Raw genomic sequence first — 23,803 nt, forward strand, 5'->3', positions numbered from 1 at the left:
CGGGCGGCGTTTTTGTTTGGGAGAACCAAGTGACTGTTCAATACCTCCACGGCATCGAGACGATCGAACTCGATAGCCCCTCCGGCCCGGTCGAGACCGTCAAGTCGAACGTGATCGGCTTGGTCGGCACGGCGCCGAACGCCGACCCGGATCTCTTCCCGCTCAACACTCCGGTCGCTGTGTTCGCCGACGCCCTCAAGGCCGGCTCGCTGAAGACGGACGGCACGCTGCTCGACGCCGTGGACGCCATCTACAGCCAGAAGTCGGCTGTGGTGGTCGTGGTCCGCGTCGCAGAGGGCACGTCCACGGAAGAGACCTGGTCCAACGCTGTCGGTTCGCCGACCGGCAAGACCGGCGTCTGGTCGCTGCTCAAGGCGCGTCCGATGCTTCAGGTCATTCCGAAGCTGCTCGTCGCTCCCGGCCTCACCTCCGGTCGCCCGACCAACGGTCTGCGCAACCTGGTGATCGGTGACACGGGCGCGAACTACGTCCAGGGCACGACCGGCATCACCATCGCGCCGCCCCCGGCCGGCGGACGCCAGGCCACGGCCCGCGCGCAGGTGGTCGGCGGCAAGCTGACCGGCGCGATCATCACCGACCCCGGCTACGGCTACGACAGCATTCCCGCCGTCACCGTCACGGGCGCCGGCACGGGCGCCACGGTCACCGCAACCCTCGGCCACGTCGCCAACCCGGTTGGCGTGTCCTTCGCCTCGATCGTCGACCGCCTCCGCGCGGTGGCGTTCCTCGACGGCCCCGGCACCTCGTACGAAGACGCGGTCGAGTACCGCGGCGACTACGGCAGCCAGCGCATCTCGATCGTCGATCCGGGTGTCCTGAGCTGGGATACCGAGAACTCCATCTACGTGCAGAAGCCGGCGTCCGCCTACGCGGCCGGCATCCAGGCGCGGATCGATGAGGAGAAGGGCTTCTGGTACTCGTTCTCGAACGAGGTGATCCAGAATATCGGCGGCCCCGCCCGTCCGGTCGACTTCATGCCGAACGACCGCGACTGCGAAGCCAACATGCTCAACAGCCAGCAGATCACGACCATCATCCACGATGATGGCTTCCGGTTCTGGGGTGTTCGTGGCACCGGCACCGACCCGCTCTGGGCGCATCTGTCGGTCCGCCGCACCGCGGACATGATCTACGAGTCGCTGGAGCGTGCCGAGCGCTCCCGCATGGACAAGCCGTTCAGCCTTCAGCTGCTCTCCGGCATCCAGGGCGATGTCAACAAGTACCTCCGCCTGCTGAAGGCGCGCGGTGCTCTGATCGGCGGCCGGTCGTGGATCGATCCCCACGTCAACACCCCGGCGACCTTCGCCGCTGGTGAGCTGACGGTGGACTTCGACCTCGAACCCCCGGCGCTCCTGGAGCACCTGCAGTTCCGCGCGCAGCGTCGCCCGGACTACTACAGCGACTTCATCGAAGAGTTCACCCGCACCATCGCCAACAACGGCTAAGGCGCGGCTCTTCGAGCCAACCACACCCACCAACATCGCTAGTCGCGAGCCGCTCGGTCCTACGGGGCCGGGCGCGCTTTCGTCTGGCTGGAGACATCAATGGCAAATCTTCGCGACTCCAACATTTTCCAGGACTTCACGGTCTGGATCAACGACAACGGCAAGATCGGCGAAGCGCCGAACTTCCAGCCGCCCGAGATCAACATCCAAACGGAAGAGTTCCGCGGCGGCGGTATGGACGGCACCGTCGAAATCCCGATGGGCATCGAGAAGATCGAGTTCGACTTCGAGCTGCACACCTGGGACGAGGAGGTCTGGGCCAACCTCGGCTACGGCGTCGGCTCGCTCGACGTTCCGATCACCTTCCGCGGCTATCTGCTCACGGCGGGCGGCGCTGAGAAGGGCGTGATCATCGAGACGCACTCGCTGATCAAGTCGATCAAGCCCGGCAAGGTCGAACCTGGCAAGAAGGCCAGCATGACCATCAACCTCTGCGCCAACTACTACCGGCACGAGATCAACGGCGTCACCGTCACCGAAATCGATGTGTTCAACAAGATCAACATCATCGGCGGCACCGACAAGACGTCGAACGCGCGACGGATTCTCGGCTTCACCTACTAAGCCGTAGCGACCGTCCGACCAACTGGGCCCTGCCAATCCTGGCGGGGCCTTTTTCTTTTCTACCCAAGCAAGGTGTGCAAACCAAATGACCGAGAAAGTTTTCGAACTGAAATACCCCTTTGAGTATCGCGGTGCGCGGTACGAGAAGATGACCGCCCGCCGCCCGAAGGTGCGTGACCTCCGCAACTTCATCAAGAACGTCGAGAAGGACTCCGTCAACGCGATGGAGAAGGTGCTGGCTGATCTCATGGAGGTCGACACCCTGATCATCTCCGAGATCGACGTCGAGGACTTCGGCCCCATGAAGGCGTGGTTCGAAGGTTTTTTGAAGAGCATGCTGGGCGAGTCGGAAGATTCCTAATCGACTCCTTCCCGATCTTCGAGCGTTTCAAATGGACGCTCGAAGACGTGGAGTCGCTGGACTTCTATGACTTCTGTCTGATCGCAGACGGCGTCCAGGAACTCAATCGGCGAGATGCCGAAGAAATCGTGAAGATACGTCAGGCCCAGGGCAGCAAGTAGCCCTGGGTTTTCCTTTTTGTTTCGAGGAAGCGAATGTCCAACAACAATCTCGACATCAGGGCAAGGCTTACCGCCGAGGACCACGCGTCCGCGACGGTCGTCAAGCTCCTGGCGAAGATCAAGAGCCTCGAAGCTCAGATGGCGAAGCTCGGCAAGGCCGGCAACGCCATCACCGACATCCCTATGGAGGGCTACGTCAAGAAGATCAACGCCGCGGGCAAGGCGCTGAACGGACTGACGCAGAAGCACCTCAACTGGGCAAAGGCAAACGGTGCATCGGGCGACAAGGCCCAGTGGCACTGGACCAAGCTCACCAACGATATTCAGAAGGCGAAGGACGACCACGAGAAGTACGTCAACTCGCGCGTCCGCGGCCACAAGAAGCTCGCGAAGGCGGCTCAGGAGGAGCTGTACCAGCACTACAAGAACGCCCAGGCGTTCAAGTACATCTACAACAAGACCAACGATGAGCGCCTCGACCTTCAGCGCCGGTTCCACAAGGAGCTTGGCGAGCTTGAAGGATCCCATCTGCGGAACATCGAAAACTCCCACCGCGCTCACTTCCGCAACCTCGCTGCGATGCGACGGAGCGCGATGAACAGCATGCGGTCGATGTCCAACATCGGCAGCAGAGCGATCCCATACGCTGCGGCAGGCGCTGCGGCTTCCGGCTATGCCGGCGTGTCGGCTCTCCGCACCCGCATGCGGATCAACGACGCCGAAACCAACATGCAGATCTTCGGTGGCCTCGACCCTGAGGCCGTCAAGAAGATGCGCAAGGAATGGGGCAACGCGGACGCCATCAAGTTCGGCCTGTCGCCGGACGCGATGATGAACTCGTACACCGAGGTCATCAAGGCCGGTATTCCTGAGGCAATCGCGAAGGCGGTCACCGAGTCGATCGTCAAGTCGTCGATCGGCCTGGAAATGGACTCGCTCCAGACGACCAAGCTGGCCGGTTCGGCCGCGACGCTGCTCGGCGACATGAAGAACCTCGATCCGAAGAAGATCGACTCGATCATGGGCGCCATCGCAATCGCAGCCCGCGACTCGAGGGCTGACGCCAACGAAATCGTCGCCGCCAACAAGCGCGGCAGCTCGGTTATGGCCATGGGCATGTCCATGGAAGATCTGTCGGCGTTCACGGCCGGCGGCATCTCCGCTGGTATCCAGCAGGGCAAGGCCGGTACCATGATGGACCACATCGTGTCCGAGTTGCTCGGCGCCAGGTTCAAGAATGGGAAGCGCGGCCAGGATCTCGGCAAGGCCGCGAACCTGTTGGGCATGGGTGGAAAGCAGGGCTTCTCTGCCCGTATGGCTTCAAACCCGACCGAAACCTTGATGAAAATCTTGGATAAGGTCGGCACCATGAAGCCGATGCAGCAGGAGCAGATTGCTCAGCTGATCGGCCAGGACCAGTGGAGCGGCGAGTTCCTGCAGATGGTGCAGGCTCGCGAGAAGATCCGCGAGATCCTCGACAACATCAAGAACCCGAAGAACGCAAACTTCAACGACGATGCTGCCGCGAAGAAGATCAACAGTCTGACCGGGCGCTGGAAGTCGATGGTGACCGCTTTCACCCTGCTGTGGGAAGCGGTTGGCGCCGGTTTGGAGAAGATGTTCGGCCAGTTCGCCAGCTTCTTCATCGACTACGCCGGCAAGGCCGACACCTCGAAGATCACAGAGACGGTCGAAGCGTTCACTGACGGTATCATCCAGGGGCTCGGATACGAGAGCTGGACGGCAATGCTCAGGGACGTCTTCGGCGATCCGGCCAATATCCGCAGCTACGGCAAGGAGTTCGGCGGATTCGCCAAGGGCTTCATGGCCGGCATGAAGGAGATCTACGACGGCGTCAAGTTCGTCATCACCGGTCTGATCAATGCCTTCGGGCTTGACTCGAAGGACCCGGAAGCGATGGGCAAGTTCACCGCTCGCATCATCGAGTTCGCGGCTGCCATCAAGACGATCGGCTCGGTCGCTGATGTCCTCGCCAGCATCGTGACTTTCCTGGAAGGGCTCGCTGCGGTCGTCGCATTGATTGTCGCGCCCGAGGTTGCCGTGCCCATCCTGGGCGTGGGTATCGGCGCGTATCTGGGCAAGAAGCTGCACGACTATTGGTACGGACCAGACAGCAAGGCTCCGCCGCCTGTGGGAGAGCCGAAGCGCAAGCCGGGAACGAGCCAGCAGGAGTGGCAAAAGCAGATCGACGACTACACGCGCGATCGGCTGAAGCACAACAGCAGCTACACCGGGCCGACCGACTTCTCGAGTCGCGGTCGCAATCGTGACCTCGCGCAGAGCCTCGACAAGTTCACCGGAAGGGTTGAGCTTGCGGCGTTTCGCGGTGGAACGGGCGGCATCCAGAACGCCTTCTACGGCGGCAGCAGCGGCGGCGGCGGCCTGTCAAGGGCATCGGCCGGTGGCGGCCTCGGCGGTGGCGGCATTGGTGGCGTTCCGGCCTTGCTCAAGAGCACGCCTGGCGGCGCTCTGCCGAGCATGGGTGGCGGCATTATCCGGCGAGACAACATCCCGAACTTCAGTGGATCGGGTGGCAGTGTCGCATCGGCTGGAGAGCTGAACCGCTCTGGCTTCGACCGGGTGTTCGGCGGCACGCCGCTTGCCGGCAAGTACGACCAGATCGTTGCCGCGGCGAAGGCCAACGGCATCTCTCCGGCGCTGCTTGCAGGCGTGATGGCGCAGGAATCCGGCAGGGGCAAGTTCCTGTCCGGCAATAACCCTGGCGGCGTCATGGATCCGGCTACCGGCTGGTCCAGGAAGATGCAGTTCGCCGATCTGGATGCTGGCATCAGCAAGACCGCTCAGACGGTCGCCAAGAACTACGCCCGCGCAGGCGGGGACATGAGCAAGCTCGCGGGCATCTACGCACCGCTGGGCGCGGCAAATGACCCCAATGGCCTGAACAAGAACTGGCTCCCAGGGGTGAATAGCTTCATGGGCCAGATGGGCGGTGGAAATGGTGCGGCAGCCGCGGCCGGTGTAACGCCCGGCCTGGCCGAGCAGCTTGGTCTGAAGGGTAAGGCCAACTTCATGCATGGCCAGTACGGCGGAGTTGGTCAGAACCTACAGACCATCACGCTGGCTTCGGGCAAGAAGCTGACGGTCAACGCAGCGGCGGCAGAGTCCTTCAAGGGCTTCGTCGATGAGCTTGAGGCTTCTGGCTACAAGATCGGTGACATCGGCGGCTTCTCCATGCGTGGCAAGAGGAAGGGCGGAGGCTGGTCGCAGCATGCCTACGGCAATGCGATCGACATCAACCCCGGCAAGAACGCGCAGGACGGAACTGGCCGAACTGACATGCCGTCTAACGTCCGCGACATGGCGGCGAAGTACGGCCTGTCGTGGGGCGGTGACTGGTCGAGGGCCTACAACGACCCGATGCACTTCGAATGGAACGGCTCGCAACCTTGGAAGCAGAAGGGCATCACCGATCAGGTGCCGTCCAGCCTGATCCAGAACGTTCCGACGCCTCCGCCCCAGAATGCGCCTGGCCAAGGAGCATCTGGTTACGGTGGTGGTGGTCCGGTCCAGATCCACATCAACGGCAACAGCCACGATCCGGAAGCTCTGGCAACGTTGGTGCAGCGTCGCGTCGACGAGTCGATGAACTGGCGCACGCACGATACCGCGTCCGAGTACACCTAAGCGAAACTGACCCTGGCCCTACGGGGCCGGGGTTTCTCTTTTCATTCACAGAGGAAGTAATGGCTGACGTTCTGCTTGGTCTTGGCTCGCAAGACCCCAACGCTACCAATGAGACCGGACTGATCCTCTTCTACGTGCCGCAGAAGGGCATGGACACCCCAAACTTCGAAACAATTGCGCGGGACACCCAATACACCTGGACCTCGGCCGATCGCCTCTCGCGCGATCCTGCGATGCAGTTCACCGGCCCCGGTGAGGACAATATCCAGATCGATGGTCGGATGTTCCCGTATCACTTCGGCGGTCTCTCCACGATCGAGCGACTGCGCAAGGCTGGCCGCGCCGGCAAGCCGATGATCATGGTTCGCTTCTACCCGCTCGCCGACCCGTCCGGATATGGCTCGGAGGTGATTGGCAATTACGTGATCCGCCGCGTGCGGACTCAGGAACAGAAGATCGGCGTCTTTGGCATCGCCCACAAGATCGACTTCACCGTCGAGCTGCAGCGATACGGTGACGACCTGAACCAGGTGAGCAACGTCCTCAACGACAACATCCGGCAGTCCGAAAGGCTCAACACCTGATGTCCACCTACATCACCAAGATTTTCGATCGGCTCGATCGCATCTGCTACGACCGCTACGGCTCGACCAGCAACCAGATCGTCGAGTGGGTGATCGAGCAGAACCCTGGCATCGAGGAGCAGCCAATCATCCTCGCCGCCGGGCTCGCCATCAATCTTCCGGAGCCGCCGCGTGAACTGACCGCGCCTCCGGTAATCCAGCAGATTTTCCTCTGGAGATAGTTCCCCCTGGCTCCGCGTGAGTCAGACAGGCCGTCCTTCGGGGCGGCCTTTTTCTTTCTGGAGGCGTGCGTGACCACGGGCTACACCCCGATCTACAGGATCATGAAGGACGGTGAGGATATCACCGGGAACTTCAACGACCGGACCTTGCAGATCAAAGTCGATCTCCAGGCCGGCAACGGCAATGACGACCAATGCACCATCCTGATCGATGACCGTGACTGGCGCGTTGCGCGCCCGTACACCGGAGACATCATCGCGGTCTGGCTTGGCTACGTCGAGGTCGGCATGGCCTACATGGGTTCGTTCGAGGTGAGCGACGTGTCTTTCATCGGACCGCCGCGCCAGATCAAGCTCCTCGCGAAATCGACCGGGGCCAACGACATCCACAAGGCGCCTGCCATCAAGGAGTTCGCCAACAAGTCGATCGGCGACATCCTCGGCGAAATGGCCGGGCAGACCGGACTGGGGCTCGCCATCTCCGGAGACCTCGCCGGCATCAAAATCCCCTTCAAGAATCAGGGCGTCAGCAACCTGCATATGATCCACGAGCTGGAGCGCCTGGCTGGCGCCGTCGCCAAGGTCGTGGACGGCAAGCTGATGTTCATCAAGCGCGACGACGGCACGACCGCGAGCGGCGTGGACTTGCCGACCCTCGTGCTGGTGCCGGAGCATTTCGGCACCTGGGACGTCCGTTACGCCAGCAAGCCCGGCTACGGCAAGGTCAAGGCAGCCTGGTTCGACAAGGATGAGATGGTCCGTAAGTGGGTCGGAGCGGCGGTCGGCGGAGAATCCGGCGGCCCGGGACTCGCCAACAAATTCGGCGGAGCATTCAACATCGGCCAGCTCTTCAACTCGAAGGAGGAGGCGGAGAAAGCCGCTGCCTCGCAGGCTGAGAACCTGAAGCGTGCGGAGGTGCTGGCCACCTTCGATCTCGCGAAGGGAGACCCCTGGATCCGAGACCAGCAGACGCTTCTCGTTCGGGGAATGCGCGACGCCATCAACGGCTCGTACGTCATCGACAAAGCCTCCCACACCTACATCAAGAGCACCGGCATCAAGTCATCGCTTGAATGCAAGGCGCCGGGGAATGGCACCAACTTTGAGGAAGCATCGAAGGAGTTCATGCGTCCGGGTCCAGGCGAGTTGCTCGGCGAATATCTCCGATCCCACCCCGACATAAACCCCAACGACCTGTCGCAGTCGGACATCGACGCGATCAATCAGGGCGGGTTTACAACCGACTAACGAGTATCAAATGTTCAGTGCAGAAATCATCGACGCCATCGTGCGGGCGGCGAAGGCGAACGGCTGGCCTGCGTCAGCCCTACTCGCCGTCGTCGAGTGCGAAACGTCGGGCAAGCCGTTCGAGCAGGACGGCCACACGCCCTCGCTGCTCTTCGAGCGGCACAAGTTCTATTCCGAACTCCAGAAGCATGAGCCGAGCAAGCTGAAGAAGGCTATCTCGCTCGGCCTCGCGATCCCCAAGTGGAGTCGGAACACCCAGTACAAGGACCAGGGCACCTCATCCGGCCGCCTCGCAGTGATCGCGAAAGCAAGGGCGGTAGACGAGGAAGTCGCCAACAGAGCGGCGTCCTGGGGCCTTGGCCAGACCATGGGGTTCAACGCCGAGTCCCTTCACTATCCGAACGCCACGGAGATGGTCGAGGAGCTGTCGAAGGGTGTCGACGAGCAGATTGACGCGCTGGTTCGCGAGATCAAGGTGAACCACCTCGACAAGCACCTCGTGTCGAAGAACTTCACGGCCTTCGCCAAGGGCTACAACGGGCCCGGCTACGCCCAGAACAACTACGACAGCCGGATGCGTACCGCCGATGCGCGCTGGGTCCGAAAACTCGAGCAAATCGAGAAGGGCGACTTCGAGCCGAAGCCGGGCAAGACCATCACGATGGTCTACCAGACCAAGCTCAAGTCCCTCGGTTTCAACGTCGGCAAGATCGACGGGGACTGGGGCGATCTGACCACGGGCGCCACGTCCGCTTTCCAGCGGCGCGAGGGCCTGAAGATCACCGGCCATCCGAACGACGAGACCACCGCCTTGCTCGATAAGAGCGAGGACAAGCGCGAGATTGCGCCGGAGCGAACCCAGGCCACCGTTGACGATCTGCGCGCTGTCGGCTCGCAGACGGTCGCCGCGGCCGACAAGGGCTCGCTGATGTCGAAGATCCTGGTCGGTGCCGGCGCTCTCGGCGGCGCCTCGCAGACCGGTGTCCTCGATCAGGCGCAGGGCATGGTCGACAAGGTCAACCAGCTTAAGGGGATCATGGACTCCGTCCATGACCTGGCGCACGCGCTCGCCCCCTACTGGTGGGTCGGCGTGATCGCGGTCGGCTTCGTCACCTGGAAGCTCTACGGCGACGTCATCAAGCGCCGCCTCCAAGACCATCAGACTGGAGTCCACCTTGGATAACCTCACCAACAAAGCCGCGGTCCTCTGGGCCGCGGTCCAGCTCCGCTGGGCGCAAGCCCGGGAGCTTGCTGCCACCAAGGGCAAGGCCATCCTGGCCGCGCTCGTGGTGCTCACCGTGTTCGGATTTGCCTTCCACCTCGGTGGCAAGGGAAAGCCCGAGCTGAAGGCCGAGGTCGTTGAGCTGAAGCAGCAGCTCGCCGATGAGCGGTCGAAGCCGGCTCCTCAGCCGGAGATCCCCGTCTGGCAGTGCAATGGCCCGAAAGAGACGCGCCATCCGCAGTGTCCGGACGAAGGCGCGGCCGATCGCGCGGACCAACTGGCGGGGCAACACGCCGAGTCCGAGGCGGCGAAGGCCAAACTCGAAAAGAAGGTCAAGGACTATGAAACGCAGCTGGCCCGCCGGCCTGCGAAGGCTGGGACTTTTACTCTGTCTCCCGCTGACGCTCGCAGCCTGCAAAACATTCGGTGATGCGTCGCCGCAGGAGCGGATGGACATCCAGTCCTGCATGCGCCTCGCCACCACCGTGGAGCTTCCGCCCATTAAGGCCGGCATGGATGCCCGGGCCGTGATCGCCCGCTACCGGGCCGCCCTGGCGAGCGCGAACGCCAACGTCAACGACACCAAGGCCTGTTTGGCCCTGCTCGATAGGGCAGAACAGGAGGGGACCTTTTAATGGCCCTCGCAGACGTAACGCTAGAGACGGTGCTCAGCCTCGCGGGGCCGACCATCGCAGCCGCCGGCTTCGTGTCCGGCGTCTGGTATCGCATGGAGACGAAGGTGGAGACCGTCCGCAGGGACGCCACCACCGCGGTTCATGCCGTGGAGAAGGAGCTGGCCGAGTTCAAGCTCAAGGTCGCCGAGGAGTACGCCTCCTGGGAGACCGTGAAGGCGATCGAGGCACGGCTCACCGAGCGCATGGATATGCTCTCCGAGAACGTGATGAAGATGCCTGACGCCATCGTTGGGCGCATCGTCGACATGGTCAAGCTTGCTCAACTTAAGTCTTGACGTTAGCTCGTTTGCATTCTAAATTTGCATGAATGCAAATAATGTGCTACCCCCGGGACCATAGATCTCGGGGGTGGTCACACCCCTAGAGATGGGTTCCCCACCATCAATAGGGTCAAATGACGCTCTCAAACGAAGAACGTGCTCGCAGAAAGAAGGTCATCGAAGATCTCCTGCAGCTGGGTTACCATCCGCAAGGGCAGCGTGGAGGCCTCGCCTCCGCTACCAAGACTGCGGAGCGCCGCGAAGGCATCAATTTTCCGAACTGGGTTCGCGCCGAAGAGGCGCTGAAGCGCAAGCGCAAGCCGCATTACGCGGTCGATTGGTCGCTGTATGTGCCGCCCGTCAAAACCGCCACCGTGATCAGAGGGTCCGAAGAAGCTGGCGAAGAACTGTCCGCCGAAGACCACGCCCACATGCGGGCGCTGGCCCTCTCGACGGAGGTTACCGAACTCATCACCAAGTCGAAGTATCCGGTCGTCAACCCGGAGTCCATCATCGTTGACAGCTACATGACCCGTCGCTGGGATCGTGAAGAGCAGGCCTACGTGCTGCGCGAGGGCAAGCCCCGCACCTGGATGAGCGACACCCTGCGTGTCGAGCCAATCAAGGACAGCCGCGGCAAGAGCTTCATCTTCACGGCAGCGCAGAACGACTCCATGCTCCATGAGGAGTTCTGGGCCAACCTCCAGGCCTATGCCGCCCACCTCAACGCCGAGATCGTTGTCGGGCCGTTCACCTACGAGACGCAGTGGTGGGCCGAGAACAATCCCCAGGCGCGTGAATACGCCCCCGAGCTGGCGGAGTTCATGTGCTTCGGCCAGATGAAGATCGGCTCGAACTTCGTGTTCTGCGGCGAGATGAACACGCTGCCGACAGCGGCGCAGCCGATCTCGGATCTCGTGACGTATAGCCGGGGCCGCTGGGCCGTGTTCCCGCACGCCAAGCGCCAGCTGAAGTCCGTCCCGTCAGACGATCCGGCCGTGCAGGCGCACCAGGTTATGACGTCGGGCTGCGTCACGCGGCCGAAGGTCATCCCGCGCAAGGCGGGCGTGAAGTCCATCTTTCACCAGGTGATCGGCGCCACCATCGTCCAGTTCGATGATGACGGCGACATCTTCTGCCGCCAGATCACCGCCAGCGACGACGGATCGTTCTACGATCTGGACGCCTGTGTGGCGAACGCTGAGGTGACGACCGGGCACCGGGTGACGGCGATCACCATGCCGGACATCCACGTCCGGAAGATCGACCAGAACAACTGCATGGCCATCTTCGGATGGGACATGCGGGGTGGCCGCGCGCAGTATCGCAACAGCATGATCGACGTTCTCAATCCCGAGAACATCATCCTGCACGACATCTTCGACAACGAGGCACGGAACCACCACCACATTCACGACAACGCCCACAGCTACGAGATGGCCATCCGTGGCCGCGACAGCGTGGAGGACGAGGTCGAGGGCGTCGGCGACTTCTTGGCGCTGCTGGCTCGCGAGGACCGCAAGACGATCATCGCCGAGGGCAACCACGACCTGGCGCTGGAGAAGTACGTCCGTGAGGGCCGGTACCGCATGGATGGCACGAACATCCGCTACGGCCTCCAGCTGGAGGATGCGTACCTCGGCTACGTCGAGGCGCGCTCGCATGCGCTCGACAACGAGCTGCCGGTGCCGAAGTTCTCGATGCTGGAGCACGCCGTCCGCCTCAAGCGCCCCGAGCTGGGCGCGTGGGTCGAGTGGTGTGTCGACGGCTACAGTTACCTGATCGACGGAATCCAGGTCGGCAACCACGGTTTCCGCGGCCCCAACGGCGCGCGTGGCACCGTGGCCGGCTTCGCGCGGGCAGGGCGCAAGATGTCGATCGGAGACAAGCATAGCCCCGAGATTATGGAGGGCGTCTACGTCTCCGGCGTCATGAACCTGCGCCACGGCTACAACAAGGGCCTGTCGGGTTGGGCGGTCACCGTGACCATCCAGTATCCGGATGGGAAGCGCTCGCTCGCGACGTTGCAGAACGGAAAGTGGCGGCCGGGGAAGCGGGTTATCCGCATGCCGGCGCCGTCTTTGGCTGCCTGAACGTTTGTTTGAATGCAAAGGAGAATGCAAATATGACGGTTATCGGCCTCTCGGGCTTCGCACAGTCGGGTAAGACCACGGCGGCGTTGTACCTGGAGAAGAAGTACGGCGTGCGGCGCAAGCACATTGCTGAGCCGCTGCGGGCCATGCTCGCGGTGCTGCTGAAGGCGAACGGCATGAAGTCCGACGAGATCACGCGCTACCTGGAGGGCGATCTCAAGGAGCAGATCATTCCGTGCCTGGGTGTCACGTCGCGCTACGCCCAGATCACGATCGGCACCGAGTGGGGCCGTGAGCTGATCAGCCAGGACCTGTGGGCCAACACCTGGGCGCGCGGCATCCATGATGGCGAGAGCGTCATGAACGACAGCGTGCGCTTCCCGAACGAGGCGGAGGCCATCCGACAGCTCGGCGGCGTGGTGATCATGATCAAGCGCCCCGGCACCAAGCCGGCGAAGTTCAAGTGGGGCAAGATCGGCGGGTTCCTGTACGACAAGTTCGGCCTGATGTGGGGCGTCCACGACAGCGAACGCAGCGACCGGATCAAGGCCGACTTCGTCATCCACAACGACGCCAGCGTCGAGCAGCTCTATGCCGACCTAGACGACGCGATGGCGGCGCACTTCAAGAAGGTGCAGCAGACCTCGTTTGATGGATCCCCGAAGGCGGCCGGTGCCGCTGTTGGGCTGGCGCTGGCAAGCGTAGTGGGACTGTAATGCAGTCCCGCGTCATGTCGCTGGTAGAGGTCGCGACGTCGAGCCTGATCGGGTTCGTCGTCTCGATCTTCGCCAACTGGGCGGTGCTGCCGATGTTCGGCATGCACCCCAGCTTCCATCAGAGCTTCTGGATCACCCTGATCTTCATGGTGATCTCGATCATCCGCAGCTACCTGGTCCGCCGGTTCTTCCACGTCTACGTGACGCGCTTCATGAACGGAGGAAATCGTGATAATTGCAGAAGCTGCCCCCAGTGACTCTGGGATGGCATCAGGGGGGCTGTCAGGACCAAGTGCGAGCAATTCGGGAGAACATCGGCGATGCGCGCCCATAACTGACCAGTTTGACATCAAGATCAAAATTTGACGCAAGCTGGATGGCGCGGACCAAGGCTTCTTCTATCCAGCTCTCGTCATTTCCGAAAGCACCGCCACCAAGACTCGTGAGCAGCACGATCTTTGAACCGCCACGCCGCGCGTTTAGTACGGCCGCCCAGAGCGTCGCTTCGTAAGCCGCTTCCAGAACGAGCGAGGCAAAAGCAGACCAATGCTGCGGAGAGATCTGACTATAGGCGACCGGAAGAGCCGAGCAAAAGGCTTGCGAGACCACCGGAAAGGGCTGGGCTGCGTCTGTGACCTCGACGTCGTGATGCAGCCCGATGCGCAGTCTGCCGCGGAGCCAATCAATTTCGTCGGACGTACTGCGCCCAAGAAGACCAGCAATGGCCTTGAGGCCGGATCCGCTACCGAGCGCATAGCCGTTTTTCATCGTCCAAAGTTCGCTGACCTGCATCGTAAGGCGCTCACTCAGCGCGATGCCGAGATCCGCCAAGGCGTCCAGCTGCCGCTCGCTCGTTTGTCCGGACTGCCCGCCGACGGCGGCGAAGTAATTGCGGTAGATGGTGGCGGCCCCGGCAGCCATTGCGCATGCCGGCCCCTGGGTTCGATCATGCTGATAGATGGTGACACCGTCTTCCGGCGTCCTGTCCGGCCCAACCATCTCCAAAAGATTGAACTATGAAGCCACCTGAAACAGTGCACCCGCATATTCAGCACGTCTGTGCATCTCTCTCACGTCGCCACTCACCGGTGAGACTTTCAATCGCCCGGGCGGCTGGTGAGACCTCACCTGATCTCGAAGCGTCGATAGTGACACCAGTTCAAGGTGTCCGGTGCAATAACTCTTGCCATTGACCAGTGATTTCAGCCGATAACCATCAACTTCGAGCCTGGCCCGCGTGGCGGTATAATTCGCCTCGCGAAATCCGGTCAGTCTTTCAAACCAATCCACGCGGCGCCTCCACAGATCAAGCGATGGGTTTAGCTCCTCGAACTACATCTTCTTGAGCGCGTGTTTCGATCGCGCCTTCGCGCTTCGACCGTACTAGCCGCATTGCCTCGTCAGGCGCCATGCCGAGTTCGGCCAACAGGCGCGCCGCTATCATGCCGGCGCGTCCTTGGCCGCCCTTGCAGTGGACAACGATGTGGGAGCCGTCGCGCAGCAGGTGACGGATGCGCTCGCCATGTGTCAACCAGCTCTTCTCGAACAATGCAGAGGGCACACTAGCGTCCCGTATTGGTAAATGGAGCCACTCCATGCCTCGGGCCTCGACCCCGGCACCCAGGTCGGTTACATGCAGTTGTTCGAGCTCCTCCTTCTCCACCAGTGTGAGGATCAGGCTTGCGCCCCACTTTTTGATCTCATCGAGATCAAGGCCGAGATCTCGCTGCCATGCGCCGGTAGCGGCATTCAAGTCGTGCTTCCCCGGACAGAACGTGATGCCTATCCGTCCGTGTTGCAGGCTTGCCTGCACTTCAGCAATCTTGAGCGGGTGGGTTTTGCTGGTGCGAACAAAATTCAAGGACTGCCCCGTCGGGAATGACAGCGATAATTTTCAAGTTTAGCAGAATTGCGCGGCTATAGGTTACTCCGAAGCGATCTTGCTAACATCCACTCTGCAGCTTCTGGCTCCACGGCTGCTCACCTGAGGCCGCATCCGCAACTTCATTGGAATCGATCGGAGGTCGTGGAAAGATGCGGCCAAGAAGAGGCAGGGGCTTTTGATGAGTGGCTTCAGTCGGCCGGGTACGAAATCCCATCCATTTCTGGATTTCCGTCCTGGTTTCGATCGGCCCGTAAGGCATCAATGTTAGATTGTGCAGCGCACCATGGGGGCAGCCCTGTGCTCCGCAGGACCATCTGAAGTGACAAGCTTGACGAACAACCGGCGCTTGTGCATGTTGATGACGCTTCTGGATGGAAGCTGAAACAAGAACCCGAGACGGTTCTGGTAGTGGTGTCGCTGGATAGCGATGGTTTGGTGGGACATTTTGCGTCCCGATCGAACCGTCATACGCGGAAACCGCATCTAGAATCGGTCTCTCCTTTTGGAGAACCGAAAATGAATCCCGATAAAGTTGTTATTCGCTTTGAGCAGGTTTCCGAGCAAACCGAAGGCCCGGTCCGTCGAATTGTGGGCTTCGTCAGGGCCAAAAATATGCTGCAACTGTTTGATGCGGCGGATCTAGAAGCCAACCCTCGCGAAGCCAAAGCGGGCGCCGTCACAGCGGACATCATCGATAGTATCTGCGATACACCCGAGACTTTCCCTTTCAAGACCAAGGGGGTTCTTGTCGGCGCCTCAAACTATGTGGCGCTTGAGCGCAAACGCTACGAGATCCGCTTCGAGAATACCAAAATCGAAGGAATTTTGGACGGTGGGCACAATATGCTGGCTATCGGGACTTACGTTTTGGCTCGAGCGCTCGGCGATGATCGAATCTTCAAGAAGATCAAACGTTGGACGGAGCTCAAGGACGCTTGGGAAGCTAATCGTAAGGAAATTACAGAGCTAAAACGAGTCGCAGGCGAAGAGTCAGGAAGCGGGCCTCTCGATTTTCTTGTGCCGGTTGAGGTACTCGTTCCCGCTGACATCGAAAATGACGAGATCGTTGGCGAATTCAACAGCTCCCTTCTCGATATTTGCGCGGCGCGCAACAATAACGTCGAGCTTACCTTAGAAACCAAAGCAAATAAAAAGGGGTTCTACGAGTATCTGCGGAAATCCTTGCAGCCATTAATAGCGAACCGCGTTGAGTGGAAATCAAACGACGGCGGAGAAATCAAGGTGCGGGACCTGATTGCGCTCGCCTGGATCCCACTCTCTATTATCGACCTACCGGTCGATATCAAAATACCTCCCCAGAATCTCTATCGAAACAAGGGTGACCTTGCGAAGCACTTCGACACGCTGATGAGCGATGAAAAGGTCTCCAGCGTTTCGGATGGCGACTACACCCATGAGCTTCACAATACAGCCGTGCACAGCGCACTTGTCATTGCCGGCCAATTGCCCGAGCTCTACGACAAAATCTATCGGGATTTCCCGGCAGCCTATAACGGGGAGCGCGAGGGGCGATTTGGCGGGCTTGCTGTCGTCAAGATGGCCGACAGAATGCGCTCAAAGCCGCGAACGCACTTTACCGACGCGGAAGTGGATTACGCCTATCCAGATGGGCTCATTATGCCTTTGGTCTATGGCTTAAAGGCACTGATGGCAAAAGACGAAAACGGCCACGTTCGTTGGAAAGAGGATCCGTTTCGGTTCCTTGACGAGCATCTAGAATCTATTGTGAAGAAATATCGTGTCATTCTCGACGCCTTCCGCGCAGATCCGCAGAAGGTTGGCAAGAACGAGGGATCGTATGATCTCGTCCTCGACGCCTTCGAGACCGAGGTTTTGAAGCGTCAGGCCGTTGCTGCCTCTTCTCGGGGAGTGCGGTCATGAACGAGGAACGAAAGGGCCGCGATCTTTTCATTGTCGACAATAGTGTGTCGGGCTGGACTGCGCTTCGGTATCTCGAAGAGTGGACAGAAATAGCCAAAGGTTTTGATATCGCTACTGGCTATTTCGACATCGGCACCATCCTGGCGCTGGATGGAAAATGGCAGTCGCTTAGCAAAATCCGAATACTTATGGGGGCCGACAGCACGCATCGCACGCGAAAGGCGTTTTTGGACGCCGTGGTCAAAAAAGCTGTCGACGAACTCGACAAGAGCCTGGAAGCAACCAAAGATCCGAATCCGTTCCTTCGAGGTGTGCCGGCAATCATTGCGGCACTTCAATCCCGGCAGATCGAATGCCGGGTCTACGACCGCGAGAAATTTCACGCGAAAACATATATCACGCACGCGAAGCTCGACGTCGTCGGTTCACAAGCCTTGATTGGCTCAAGCAATTTTACGATGCCGGGCTTGACCAAGAATATTGAGTTGAACGTTCAAATTCAGAGCGCGCGTGAAGTCACCCAGCTACAGGAATGGTTCGATGCTCATTGGAACGAAGCGGCTGATGTAACCGATCTCATTTTTGAGGCGATATCTCGTCACGTCCGGCTCTATTCACCCTTCGACGTTTACACGAAAGCGTTGCAGGAATTCTTCCGTGGCCATGAACTGACCGCCACCGAGTGGGATGAGACCCGCTCTAAAATGTTTCCGAAAATTGATCGCTACCAGAAAGAGGCCTATTGGGCCTTGATGAAGATCGCGCGGCAACATTCAGGCGCGTTTCTCTGCGACGGCGTCGGCCTGGGCAAGACATTTGTTGGCTTGATGCTGATCGAACGCCTCGTCCTTCACGAAGGAAAGCGAGTTGTGCTGTTTGCACCGAAAGCAGCAAAAGACGGTGTTTGGGAGCCTCACCTGCGCGAATATCTGCCTCACATTGGCGGGGTTGGGGGCAATGCTGACTTCAGCAATCTGGCGGTCTTCAGCCACACGGATCTGGGACGGAAGGGCGAATTTCCGGAGCGATTTCGCCGTATAGCCGAGTTGGCGGATGTCGTGATCATTGACGAAGCCCATCATTTTCGCAATCCCGGAAGCCGCGCGGGCGTCGATGGCGAGGGCGTTCCGTCCCGCTATTATCAGCTCTACGACCTTCTGGACTCGTCGGTGCGGTCCAAGAGCCTCTTCATGCTTACGGCCACTCCGATCAATAATCGGATCAGCGATTTTCGGCATATGTCAGAGCTGTTCACTCGCCGCGACGAGGCCTATTTCGCGCGAACGCTGGGTGTAAATAACCTACGATCGCACTTCAACAATATAGAGAAACAGTTGCGCAAAACAGTCGGCCCTGAGGTCGCGGATGTCTCCGGGCACTTAGCGGAAGTCCAAGATTTTCTTGCTGCCGATGAGATCTTCAAAAATCTCGTTGTGCAGAGAAGCAGGGCGTATGCCCGTGAAAGCCAGATGCGAGAGTCGGGCAACGCAGCTGTTTTTCCAGATCGAAAGGCTCCTCAGGTTGCGGAGTATTCCATCCGGAAGACCTATGGTCACTTACTGGAGATGTTTGAAAAGGCATTTACCCGCACGAAACCGTTGTTCACATTACCGATGTACTACCCCCTTGCTTGGTACAAAGGCGCGGACAAAAGCATAGACCCCCTCGAAGAGGGACGTCAGGAGCAGGTTGTCGGACTCATCCGAACCAACTTTCTCAAGCGGTTCGAAAGTTCCGTGGCGGCGTTCGAACTCTCATGCGATCGGCTTCTGCGAAAGCTGCTGGCCTTTCTTGAAGTGCACAGTGAGACAGATGCAGAAAAGAAAAGGCTGGAGCGCTGGAAATCTCAGCACGCAGAGATTCTCGGTTACGCGGCGACGCGACAATTGGAATTTTGGGAGGATGACGACAACGATCCCGATGACGATATCGTGCCGCAGGAAATGCTCGATGCGGTAGAACGCCTCGATCGCAAAGATTACGACGTTGCTGAGATGATAAACGAGACAGTTCTAGATCTCGACCAGATCGTCCAGTTCATCGAGGAAGCCAGAAAATTCGAAACCAAACACGATGACAAGCTGCAGAAGCTCATTCGTCTACTAAAGTCCAAAGAACTGGCGGGCCAAAAGGTTCTAATTTTCACCGAGTTTGCCGACACCGCCCGGTATCTGAAACGTCAATTGGACAAGGCAGGCGTTGAGGGAGTAGCGCAGGTTGACAGCGCGACCAAAGCGAATCGGGCCGACGTCATCCAGCGGTTTTCGCCGTATTACAACGCTCACAGCACCAAGAGGCTGGCCGAAAATGGTCGCGAGGAAATCCGGGTTTTGATCTCAACCGATGTGCTCTCTGAAGGCCTCAACCTTCAAGATGCCTCCCGGATGATCAACTACGATATCCATTGGAATCCGGTTAGGCTAATGCAGCGCATTGGCCGTGTCGATCGCCGTATGAATCCGGAGATCGAGAAGCGGCTTATCAATGACCATCCAGAGGTCGCTTCTTCGCGCGGCAAAGTAAGCTTCTGGAATTTTTTGCCTCCCGCCGAATTGAACGCAATTTTGACGCTTTACACTAAGGTAACCCAGAAAACGCTTCTCATCTCCAAAACCTTCGGTATCGAAGGAAAGAAGCTTCTGACGCCTGAAGATGACTACGATGCGCTTAAGGAATTCAATCACGAATACGAAGGCACTAAAACTGCCATCGAGGACATGCACCTCGAGTATCAGGCCCTGCTTCTAGCGGACCCAGCCCTTCAGGATCGCCTCAGGGCATTGCCCGGCGGGATGTTTAGCGGCAGGCAAAGGCCGTCAAAGGGCACGACAGGGGTGTTCTTTTGCTATGGTCTACCCGCCCTCGACAAGGAGACCGGTGAGTTTACCCCAGAAGCGGGTACGACACGTTGGTATTTGTACGACCTCGGCCGCAACGCAATCTTGGAAGAGCCTGGCGATATCGTCGCCAGTATTCGCTCCAGTGTGGAAATGCCGCGACGGTGCACCTTCGACGAAAAGACTCTGTTGGATCTCCGTGGCAGGATCGAGAAGCACATCAAAAACACGTATCTTAAGCGCGTGGACGCGCCCGTCGGGGTCAAGCCTTCGCTCAAGTGCTGGATGGAACTTAACGAGGGTTGAGCCGATGCCGACAGATCACCGCGCCGCTCTCGCCATGATCAAGAGCTTTCCCCAACTTATTGCGTATCTGCGTGATGAGATGGGATGGCCTATCGCAAGAGACTCGTTCGAAGAGGTAGACGATCTCTTTTACGACTTCACAGCAGAAGAACTCGGTATTGATCCAAAGACGGCTGCCAAGATCGAGAGCATTAAGCGCCTGCGTCCGCTCTCACCCAAACAGCCATGGGGTATTTTCTTCGTCAAGTTCGAGCCGAAGAATCTTCCGGTTGTCGCCCTGCGCCGTATCCTGGGGCAGGTGGCGCTCAAAAAGCGTCCATCCGCAAATAGCGCCGAGCGAGCAGCATGGGCGGCAGATGATCTGCTCTTCATCTCAAACTATGGCGAAGGCGATAAACGCCAGATTACGTTCGCACACTTCTCGAAGGCCGCGGATGGTCACGATCTGCCAACGCTCAAGGTGCTGGGCTGGGACAACCTGGATACTGCACTGCACCTCGATGCTGTCGCCAAAGAGCTGACGCAGCATCTCTCCTGGCCCCATGACGATACCAACGTGCAAGCTTGGCGACAAAGCTGGCGCGCCGCGTTCAACCTCCGTCATCATGAAGTGGTCGCCACTTCGCGCGACCTATCTATCCGGCTGGCCGAACTAGCGCGCGCTATACGCGATCGCATCAAGGCCGCGCTCGCCATCGAAACCGAAGCCGGCCCTCTTACCACGTTCATGAAAGCGTTTCAGGAGGCGCTTGTCCATGATCTCGATTCGGACGGCTTCGCCGACATGTACGCGCAGACCATCGCCTATGGTCTCCTGTCGGCGAGGATCGCCGATCCGGACAAGAAGACCGCAGACGACTTCGCTGCTCACATGCGAACCAATCCGTTTTTGCGCGAGCTGATGGAAACATTCCTCAAGGTCGGCGGGCGGCGCGGCAAGGCGGGCGGACCGGGAATCGATTTCGATGAACTGGGTGTAAGCGAAGTCGTGGAGCTGCTGGACGATGCCAACATGGAAGCTGTCGTCCGCGATTTCGGAGATCGAAACCCGCAGGAAGACCCTGTCATCCACTTTTACGAGCTTTTCCTCAAAGAATACGATGCCAAAAAGCGGATGCAGCGCGGTGTCTTCTATACGCCGCGTCCGGTGGTCTCCTATATCGTGCGCTCCGTTGATATGTTGTTGCGGACAGAGTTTGGCCTCGTAGACGGCCTCGCTGACACCGCGACGTGGGGTGAGATGGCAAAGCGCCATAAAGACCTCAAAATTCCTCAGGGCGTCTCACCAAATCAGGACTTTGTTCAAATCCTTGACCCTGCGACGGGGACCGGCACTTTTCTCGTCGAAGTTATCGACCTCATCCATAGGTCGCTAGTCGCGAAGTGGACCGACCAAGGCTGTACTCAGAAAGAGATAGAAGCGTTCTGGAATGAGTACGTGGCAAAACATCTCCTGCCACGCCTGCACGGATACGAACTGTTAATGGCGCCTTACGCCATTGCCCATCTCAAGATTGGTCTCAAGTTATATGAAACGGGATACCGTTTCGGCAGCGACGAGAGAGCGCGAATTTATCTAACCAACGCCTTGGAGCCGGCGCACGATTTATCAAGTCGGTTCGAGTTCGCAATTCCTGCGCTTGCGCACGAGGCGAAAGCGGTCAATGAAATCAAGCGGAACGGCCAATTCACGGTAGTTATTGGCAACCCGCCATACGCAGGGCACTCTGCCAACGTAAGTAAGGATGCCGCCGGTAGGATCACGTTCATTGGACAATTGATAGAAGATTACAAGTCCGGGTGCCCTGAGCTTTTCAAGCCTGCTCAAGCAAAATGGCTCCATGATGATTACGTCAAGTTCATACGATTCGATCAATGGCTAATCGGCAAGGCCAAATCTGGCGTGCTTGGCCTTATCACGAACCATAGCTACATTGACAATCCGACGTTCCGGGGAATGCGAAGAGACTTGAAATCTCTTTTTGGGCAACTGCGTGTCCTAGATCTTCATGGAAGCAGCAAGAAAAAAGAGAGAGCCCCCTCGGGCGAGACGGAGGAAAACGTTTTCGACATTCAGCAGGGCGTGGCAATCTTGCTGGCGACTACCAGGACGGAAGATCCGGCCCGAAGCGGTGTATTCCACCTAGACGTTTGGGGAGCGCGGGATACCAAGTACAAATGGCTACTGTCCAGTTCCATCGCAGCAACCGACGTCTACTGGTCTTCAGTCCCGTCGCAAGAACCTCAGCATCTCTTCGAACCACAGGATCAGGACATTAAAGAAGAATACGAGCAGGGATGGAGAGTGCCTGAGATTTTCAGCGTGAACGGAGATCCCGCGCCAGGAATGGTGACTACCCAAGACGAGTTTGCTATCGCGTTTTCGAAGCGTGAAATAATCGAGCATGTCGAGACTTTGATTGATACGCGGACGGAAGCCGACGCCAGAAAGCATTTTCGCCTTTGCTCGCAGGCGCAGTGGAACTACAAGAACGCTAAACGCGAACTTAGGGCGAGCAATTGGCGAGATCAGGTCACGCCAGTACTGTATCGACCATTCGACGTCAGATGGACTGTTTTCAGCAGATATGTTGCCGTCCATAGGAGAGAGCGAGTTATGCGGCACATGCTTTCGGGCGAAAACATCGGACTTGTTACCGCCAGAAGCAACCGATCGCCAGACATGGATCATTTCCTCTGTTCGCGTCTACCAACGGAAACGAAATGCGGAGAATCTACTATCCAGTCATATCTTTTGCCGCTGTACCTCATGCCGGAAGATACTGTTAACGGGGGTACGCTCGACTTCGCGGAAGGCAAGCGGGTTAACCTAAGTGGTGGTTGGGTTAGTGAAATCAGCAAGTTAATCGAAGGGCCTCTACCAGAATTATCCTTCAATTTCATCTATGCAATTCTATACTCGCCGACCTATCGCACGCGCTATGCCGAATTTCTTAAGAGCGATTTTCCGCGCGTGCCTCTGCCTGGCAAGGTGGATATCTTCTTAGAATTATCGCGTCTTGGCCAAGAACTCGTCGAGCTTCACCTGCTAGAGTCATCTAGTCTTGAAAATTTGATCACCACGTTTACCGGGCCGAAGAATCCCGAGGTAGGCCGGGTCGGCTGGTCGAATGATACTGTCTGGCTTGACGCTCCTGCGACAAGAAAAGGTCAGCCCCCTATGCCCGGGACTATCGGCTTCCAAGGTGTGCCGGAAGCTGTATGGAACTTTCACGTAGGTGGTTATCAAGTCTGCGAGAAGTGGCTGAAGGACCGCAAGGGACGGACGCTCTCTAAGGCCGACATCGCGCACTACCAAAGGATTGTGGTTGCCCTCACCGAGACCATCCGCTTGATGAAAGACATTGACGAGGTAATCGAAACTCACGGGGGATGGCCCGGCGCGTTTCAGGCTGCAATAATGACCAATCCTCAGCATGCGGCGATGATGATCGAGAATGCGCCCTCAAAAGAGCCTTAGACATCAGGCCGAGCCGCCAAACGACCCGATTGAAATCGCTACAAGGCTACGATGGCGCTCGGATCGCAAAGGCTG

Annotated in this window: 20 protein-coding genes; 17 read left to right on the top strand and 3 right to left on the bottom strand. The window is 58.9% G+C overall.

Translation table 11 applies throughout. From position 1 onward, the window contains the following. Nucleotides 1–29 precede the first annotated feature (29 nt). From FXV83_RS16545 to FXV83_RS16610, 14 genes are all read left to right on the top strand, one after another. The gene (locus FXV83_RS16545; protein ID WP_148740474.1) at nucleotides 30–1,466 is read left to right on the top strand and encodes a phage tail sheath subtilisin-like domain-containing protein; all 1,437 of its coding nucleotides are present in this window, start codon (nucleotides 30–32) and stop codon (nucleotides 1,464–1,466) included. Nucleotides 1,467–1,565: 99 nt separating this feature from the next. Continuing rightward, complete coding sequence (locus FXV83_RS16550; protein WP_148740475.1) at nucleotides 1,566–2,090, top strand: phage major tail tube protein; 525 nt, start codon at nucleotides 1,566–1,568, stop codon at nucleotides 2,088–2,090. Between the two features lie 85 nt (nucleotides 2,091–2,175). Beyond that, on the top strand, nucleotides 2,176–2,451 hold the full coding sequence (locus tag FXV83_RS16555; protein WP_148740476.1) for a phage tail assembly protein: 276 nt from the start codon (nucleotides 2,176–2,178) through the stop codon (nucleotides 2,449–2,451). Nucleotides 2,452–2,645: 194 nt separating this feature from the next. Continuing rightward, nucleotides 2,646–6,278 (top strand): M15 family metallopeptidase, encoded by a 3,633-nt coding sequence (locus tag FXV83_RS16560; protein WP_148740477.1) that lies wholly within the window; start codon nucleotides 2,646–2,648, stop codon nucleotides 6,276–6,278. Nucleotides 6,279–6,337: 59 nt separating this feature from the next. Next, nucleotides 6,338–6,862, top strand: a complete 525-nt coding sequence (locus FXV83_RS42765; RefSeq protein WP_187435952.1) for a phage tail protein — start codon at nucleotides 6,338–6,340, stop codon at nucleotides 6,860–6,862. Beyond that, nucleotides 6,862–7,083 carry a tail protein X gene (locus FXV83_RS16570; RefSeq protein WP_148740479.1) on the top strand — a complete coding sequence of 74 codons (222 nt, stop codon included), beginning with the start codon at nucleotides 6,862–6,864 and terminating at the stop codon, nucleotides 7,081–7,083. The genes FXV83_RS42765 and FXV83_RS16570 overlap by 1 nt, the downstream gene beginning before the upstream one ends. A gap of 69 nt (nucleotides 7,084–7,152) precedes the next feature. Continuing rightward, nucleotides 7,153–8,331: a phage late control D family protein gene (locus FXV83_RS16575; RefSeq protein WP_148740480.1), complete on the top strand. Its 1,179-nt coding sequence runs from the start codon at nucleotides 7,153–7,155 to the stop codon at nucleotides 8,329–8,331. A 10-nt stretch (nucleotides 8,332–8,341) separates the two neighbouring features. Further along, nucleotides 8,342–9,514 (top strand): N-acetylmuramidase domain-containing protein, encoded by a 1,173-nt coding sequence (locus FXV83_RS16580; protein ID WP_148740481.1) that lies wholly within the window; start codon nucleotides 8,342–8,344, stop codon nucleotides 9,512–9,514. Further along, nucleotides 9,507–9,983, top strand: coding sequence for a hypothetical protein (locus FXV83_RS16585; protein ID WP_148740482.1), 477 nt, complete (start codon nucleotides 9,507–9,509; stop codon nucleotides 9,981–9,983). Before FXV83_RS16580 ends, FXV83_RS16585 begins: the two co-directional genes overlap by 8 nt. A 19-nt stretch (nucleotides 9,984–10,002) precedes the next feature. Then, entirely contained in the window at nucleotides 10,003–10,188 is a 186-nt protein-coding gene (locus FXV83_RS16590) for a hypothetical protein (protein ID WP_148740483.1), read from the top strand. Continuing rightward, on the top strand, nucleotides 10,188–10,523 hold the full coding sequence (locus tag FXV83_RS16595) for a hypothetical protein (RefSeq protein ID WP_148740484.1): 336 nt from the start codon (nucleotides 10,188–10,190) through the stop codon (nucleotides 10,521–10,523). The genes FXV83_RS16590 and FXV83_RS16595 overlap by 1 nt, the downstream gene beginning before the upstream one ends. A gap of 119 nt (nucleotides 10,524–10,642) precedes the next feature. Next, nucleotides 10,643–12,601 (top strand): hypothetical protein, encoded by a 1,959-nt coding sequence (locus FXV83_RS16600; protein ID WP_148740485.1) that lies wholly within the window; start codon nucleotides 10,643–10,645, stop codon nucleotides 12,599–12,601. A gap of 32 nt (nucleotides 12,602–12,633) precedes the next feature. Then, complete coding sequence (locus FXV83_RS16605; RefSeq protein WP_148740486.1) at nucleotides 12,634–13,317, top strand: nucleoside/nucleotide kinase family protein; 684 nt, start codon at nucleotides 12,634–12,636, stop codon at nucleotides 13,315–13,317. Further along, nucleotides 13,317–13,574, top strand: a complete 258-nt coding sequence (locus FXV83_RS16610) for a DUF7220 family protein (RefSeq protein ID WP_148740487.1) — start codon at nucleotides 13,317–13,319, stop codon at nucleotides 13,572–13,574. Before FXV83_RS16605 ends, FXV83_RS16610 begins: the two co-directional genes overlap by 1 nt. 25 nt (nucleotides 13,575–13,599) lie before the next feature. Here the strand turns inward: FXV83_RS16610 and FXV83_RS44065 are convergent, their stop codons facing one another. From FXV83_RS44065 to FXV83_RS16620, 3 genes are all read right to left on the bottom strand, one after another. After that, on the bottom strand, nucleotides 13,600–14,238 hold the full coding sequence (locus FXV83_RS44065; protein WP_235939707.1) for a hypothetical protein: 639 nt from the start codon (nucleotides 14,236–14,238) through the stop codon (nucleotides 13,600–13,602). 93 nt (nucleotides 14,239–14,331) lie between these two features. Beyond that, the gene (locus tag FXV83_RS44070) at nucleotides 14,332–14,607 is read right to left on the bottom strand and encodes a hypothetical protein (protein ID WP_235939710.1); all 276 of its coding nucleotides are present in this window, start codon (nucleotides 14,605–14,607) and stop codon (nucleotides 14,332–14,334) included. Nucleotides 14,608–14,623: 16 nt separating this feature from the next. After that, on the bottom strand, nucleotides 14,624–15,178 hold the full coding sequence (locus FXV83_RS16620; RefSeq protein WP_148740488.1) for a cyclin-dependent kinase inhibitor 3 family protein: 555 nt from the start codon (nucleotides 15,176–15,178) through the stop codon (nucleotides 14,624–14,626). Nucleotides 15,179–15,718: 540 nt separating this feature from the next. Between FXV83_RS16620 and FXV83_RS16625 the strand changes: the two genes are divergently transcribed. From FXV83_RS16625 to FXV83_RS16635, 3 genes are read left to right on the top strand one after another with little or no spacing between them, the layout of a single operon-like run. Beyond that, nucleotides 15,719–17,104, top strand: a complete 1,386-nt coding sequence (locus FXV83_RS16625; RefSeq protein ID WP_148740489.1) for a hypothetical protein — start codon at nucleotides 15,719–15,721, stop codon at nucleotides 17,102–17,104. After that, nucleotides 17,101–20,247, top strand: coding sequence for a helicase-related protein (locus FXV83_RS16630; protein ID WP_148740490.1), 3,147 nt, complete (start codon nucleotides 17,101–17,103; stop codon nucleotides 20,245–20,247). Before FXV83_RS16625 ends, FXV83_RS16630 begins: the two co-directional genes overlap by 4 nt. A 4-nt stretch (nucleotides 20,248–20,251) precedes the next feature. Continuing rightward, nucleotides 20,252–23,728, top strand: a complete 3,477-nt coding sequence (locus FXV83_RS16635) for a type ISP restriction/modification enzyme (protein ID WP_187435953.1) — start codon at nucleotides 20,252–20,254, stop codon at nucleotides 23,726–23,728. The last annotated feature ends 75 nt before the right edge of the window (nucleotides 23,729–23,803 follow it).

This window comes from Bradyrhizobium hipponense, assembly GCF_008123965.1.
GTDB classification, from domain to species: domain Bacteria; phylum Pseudomonadota; class Alphaproteobacteria; order Rhizobiales; family Xanthobacteraceae; genus Bradyrhizobium; species Bradyrhizobium hipponense.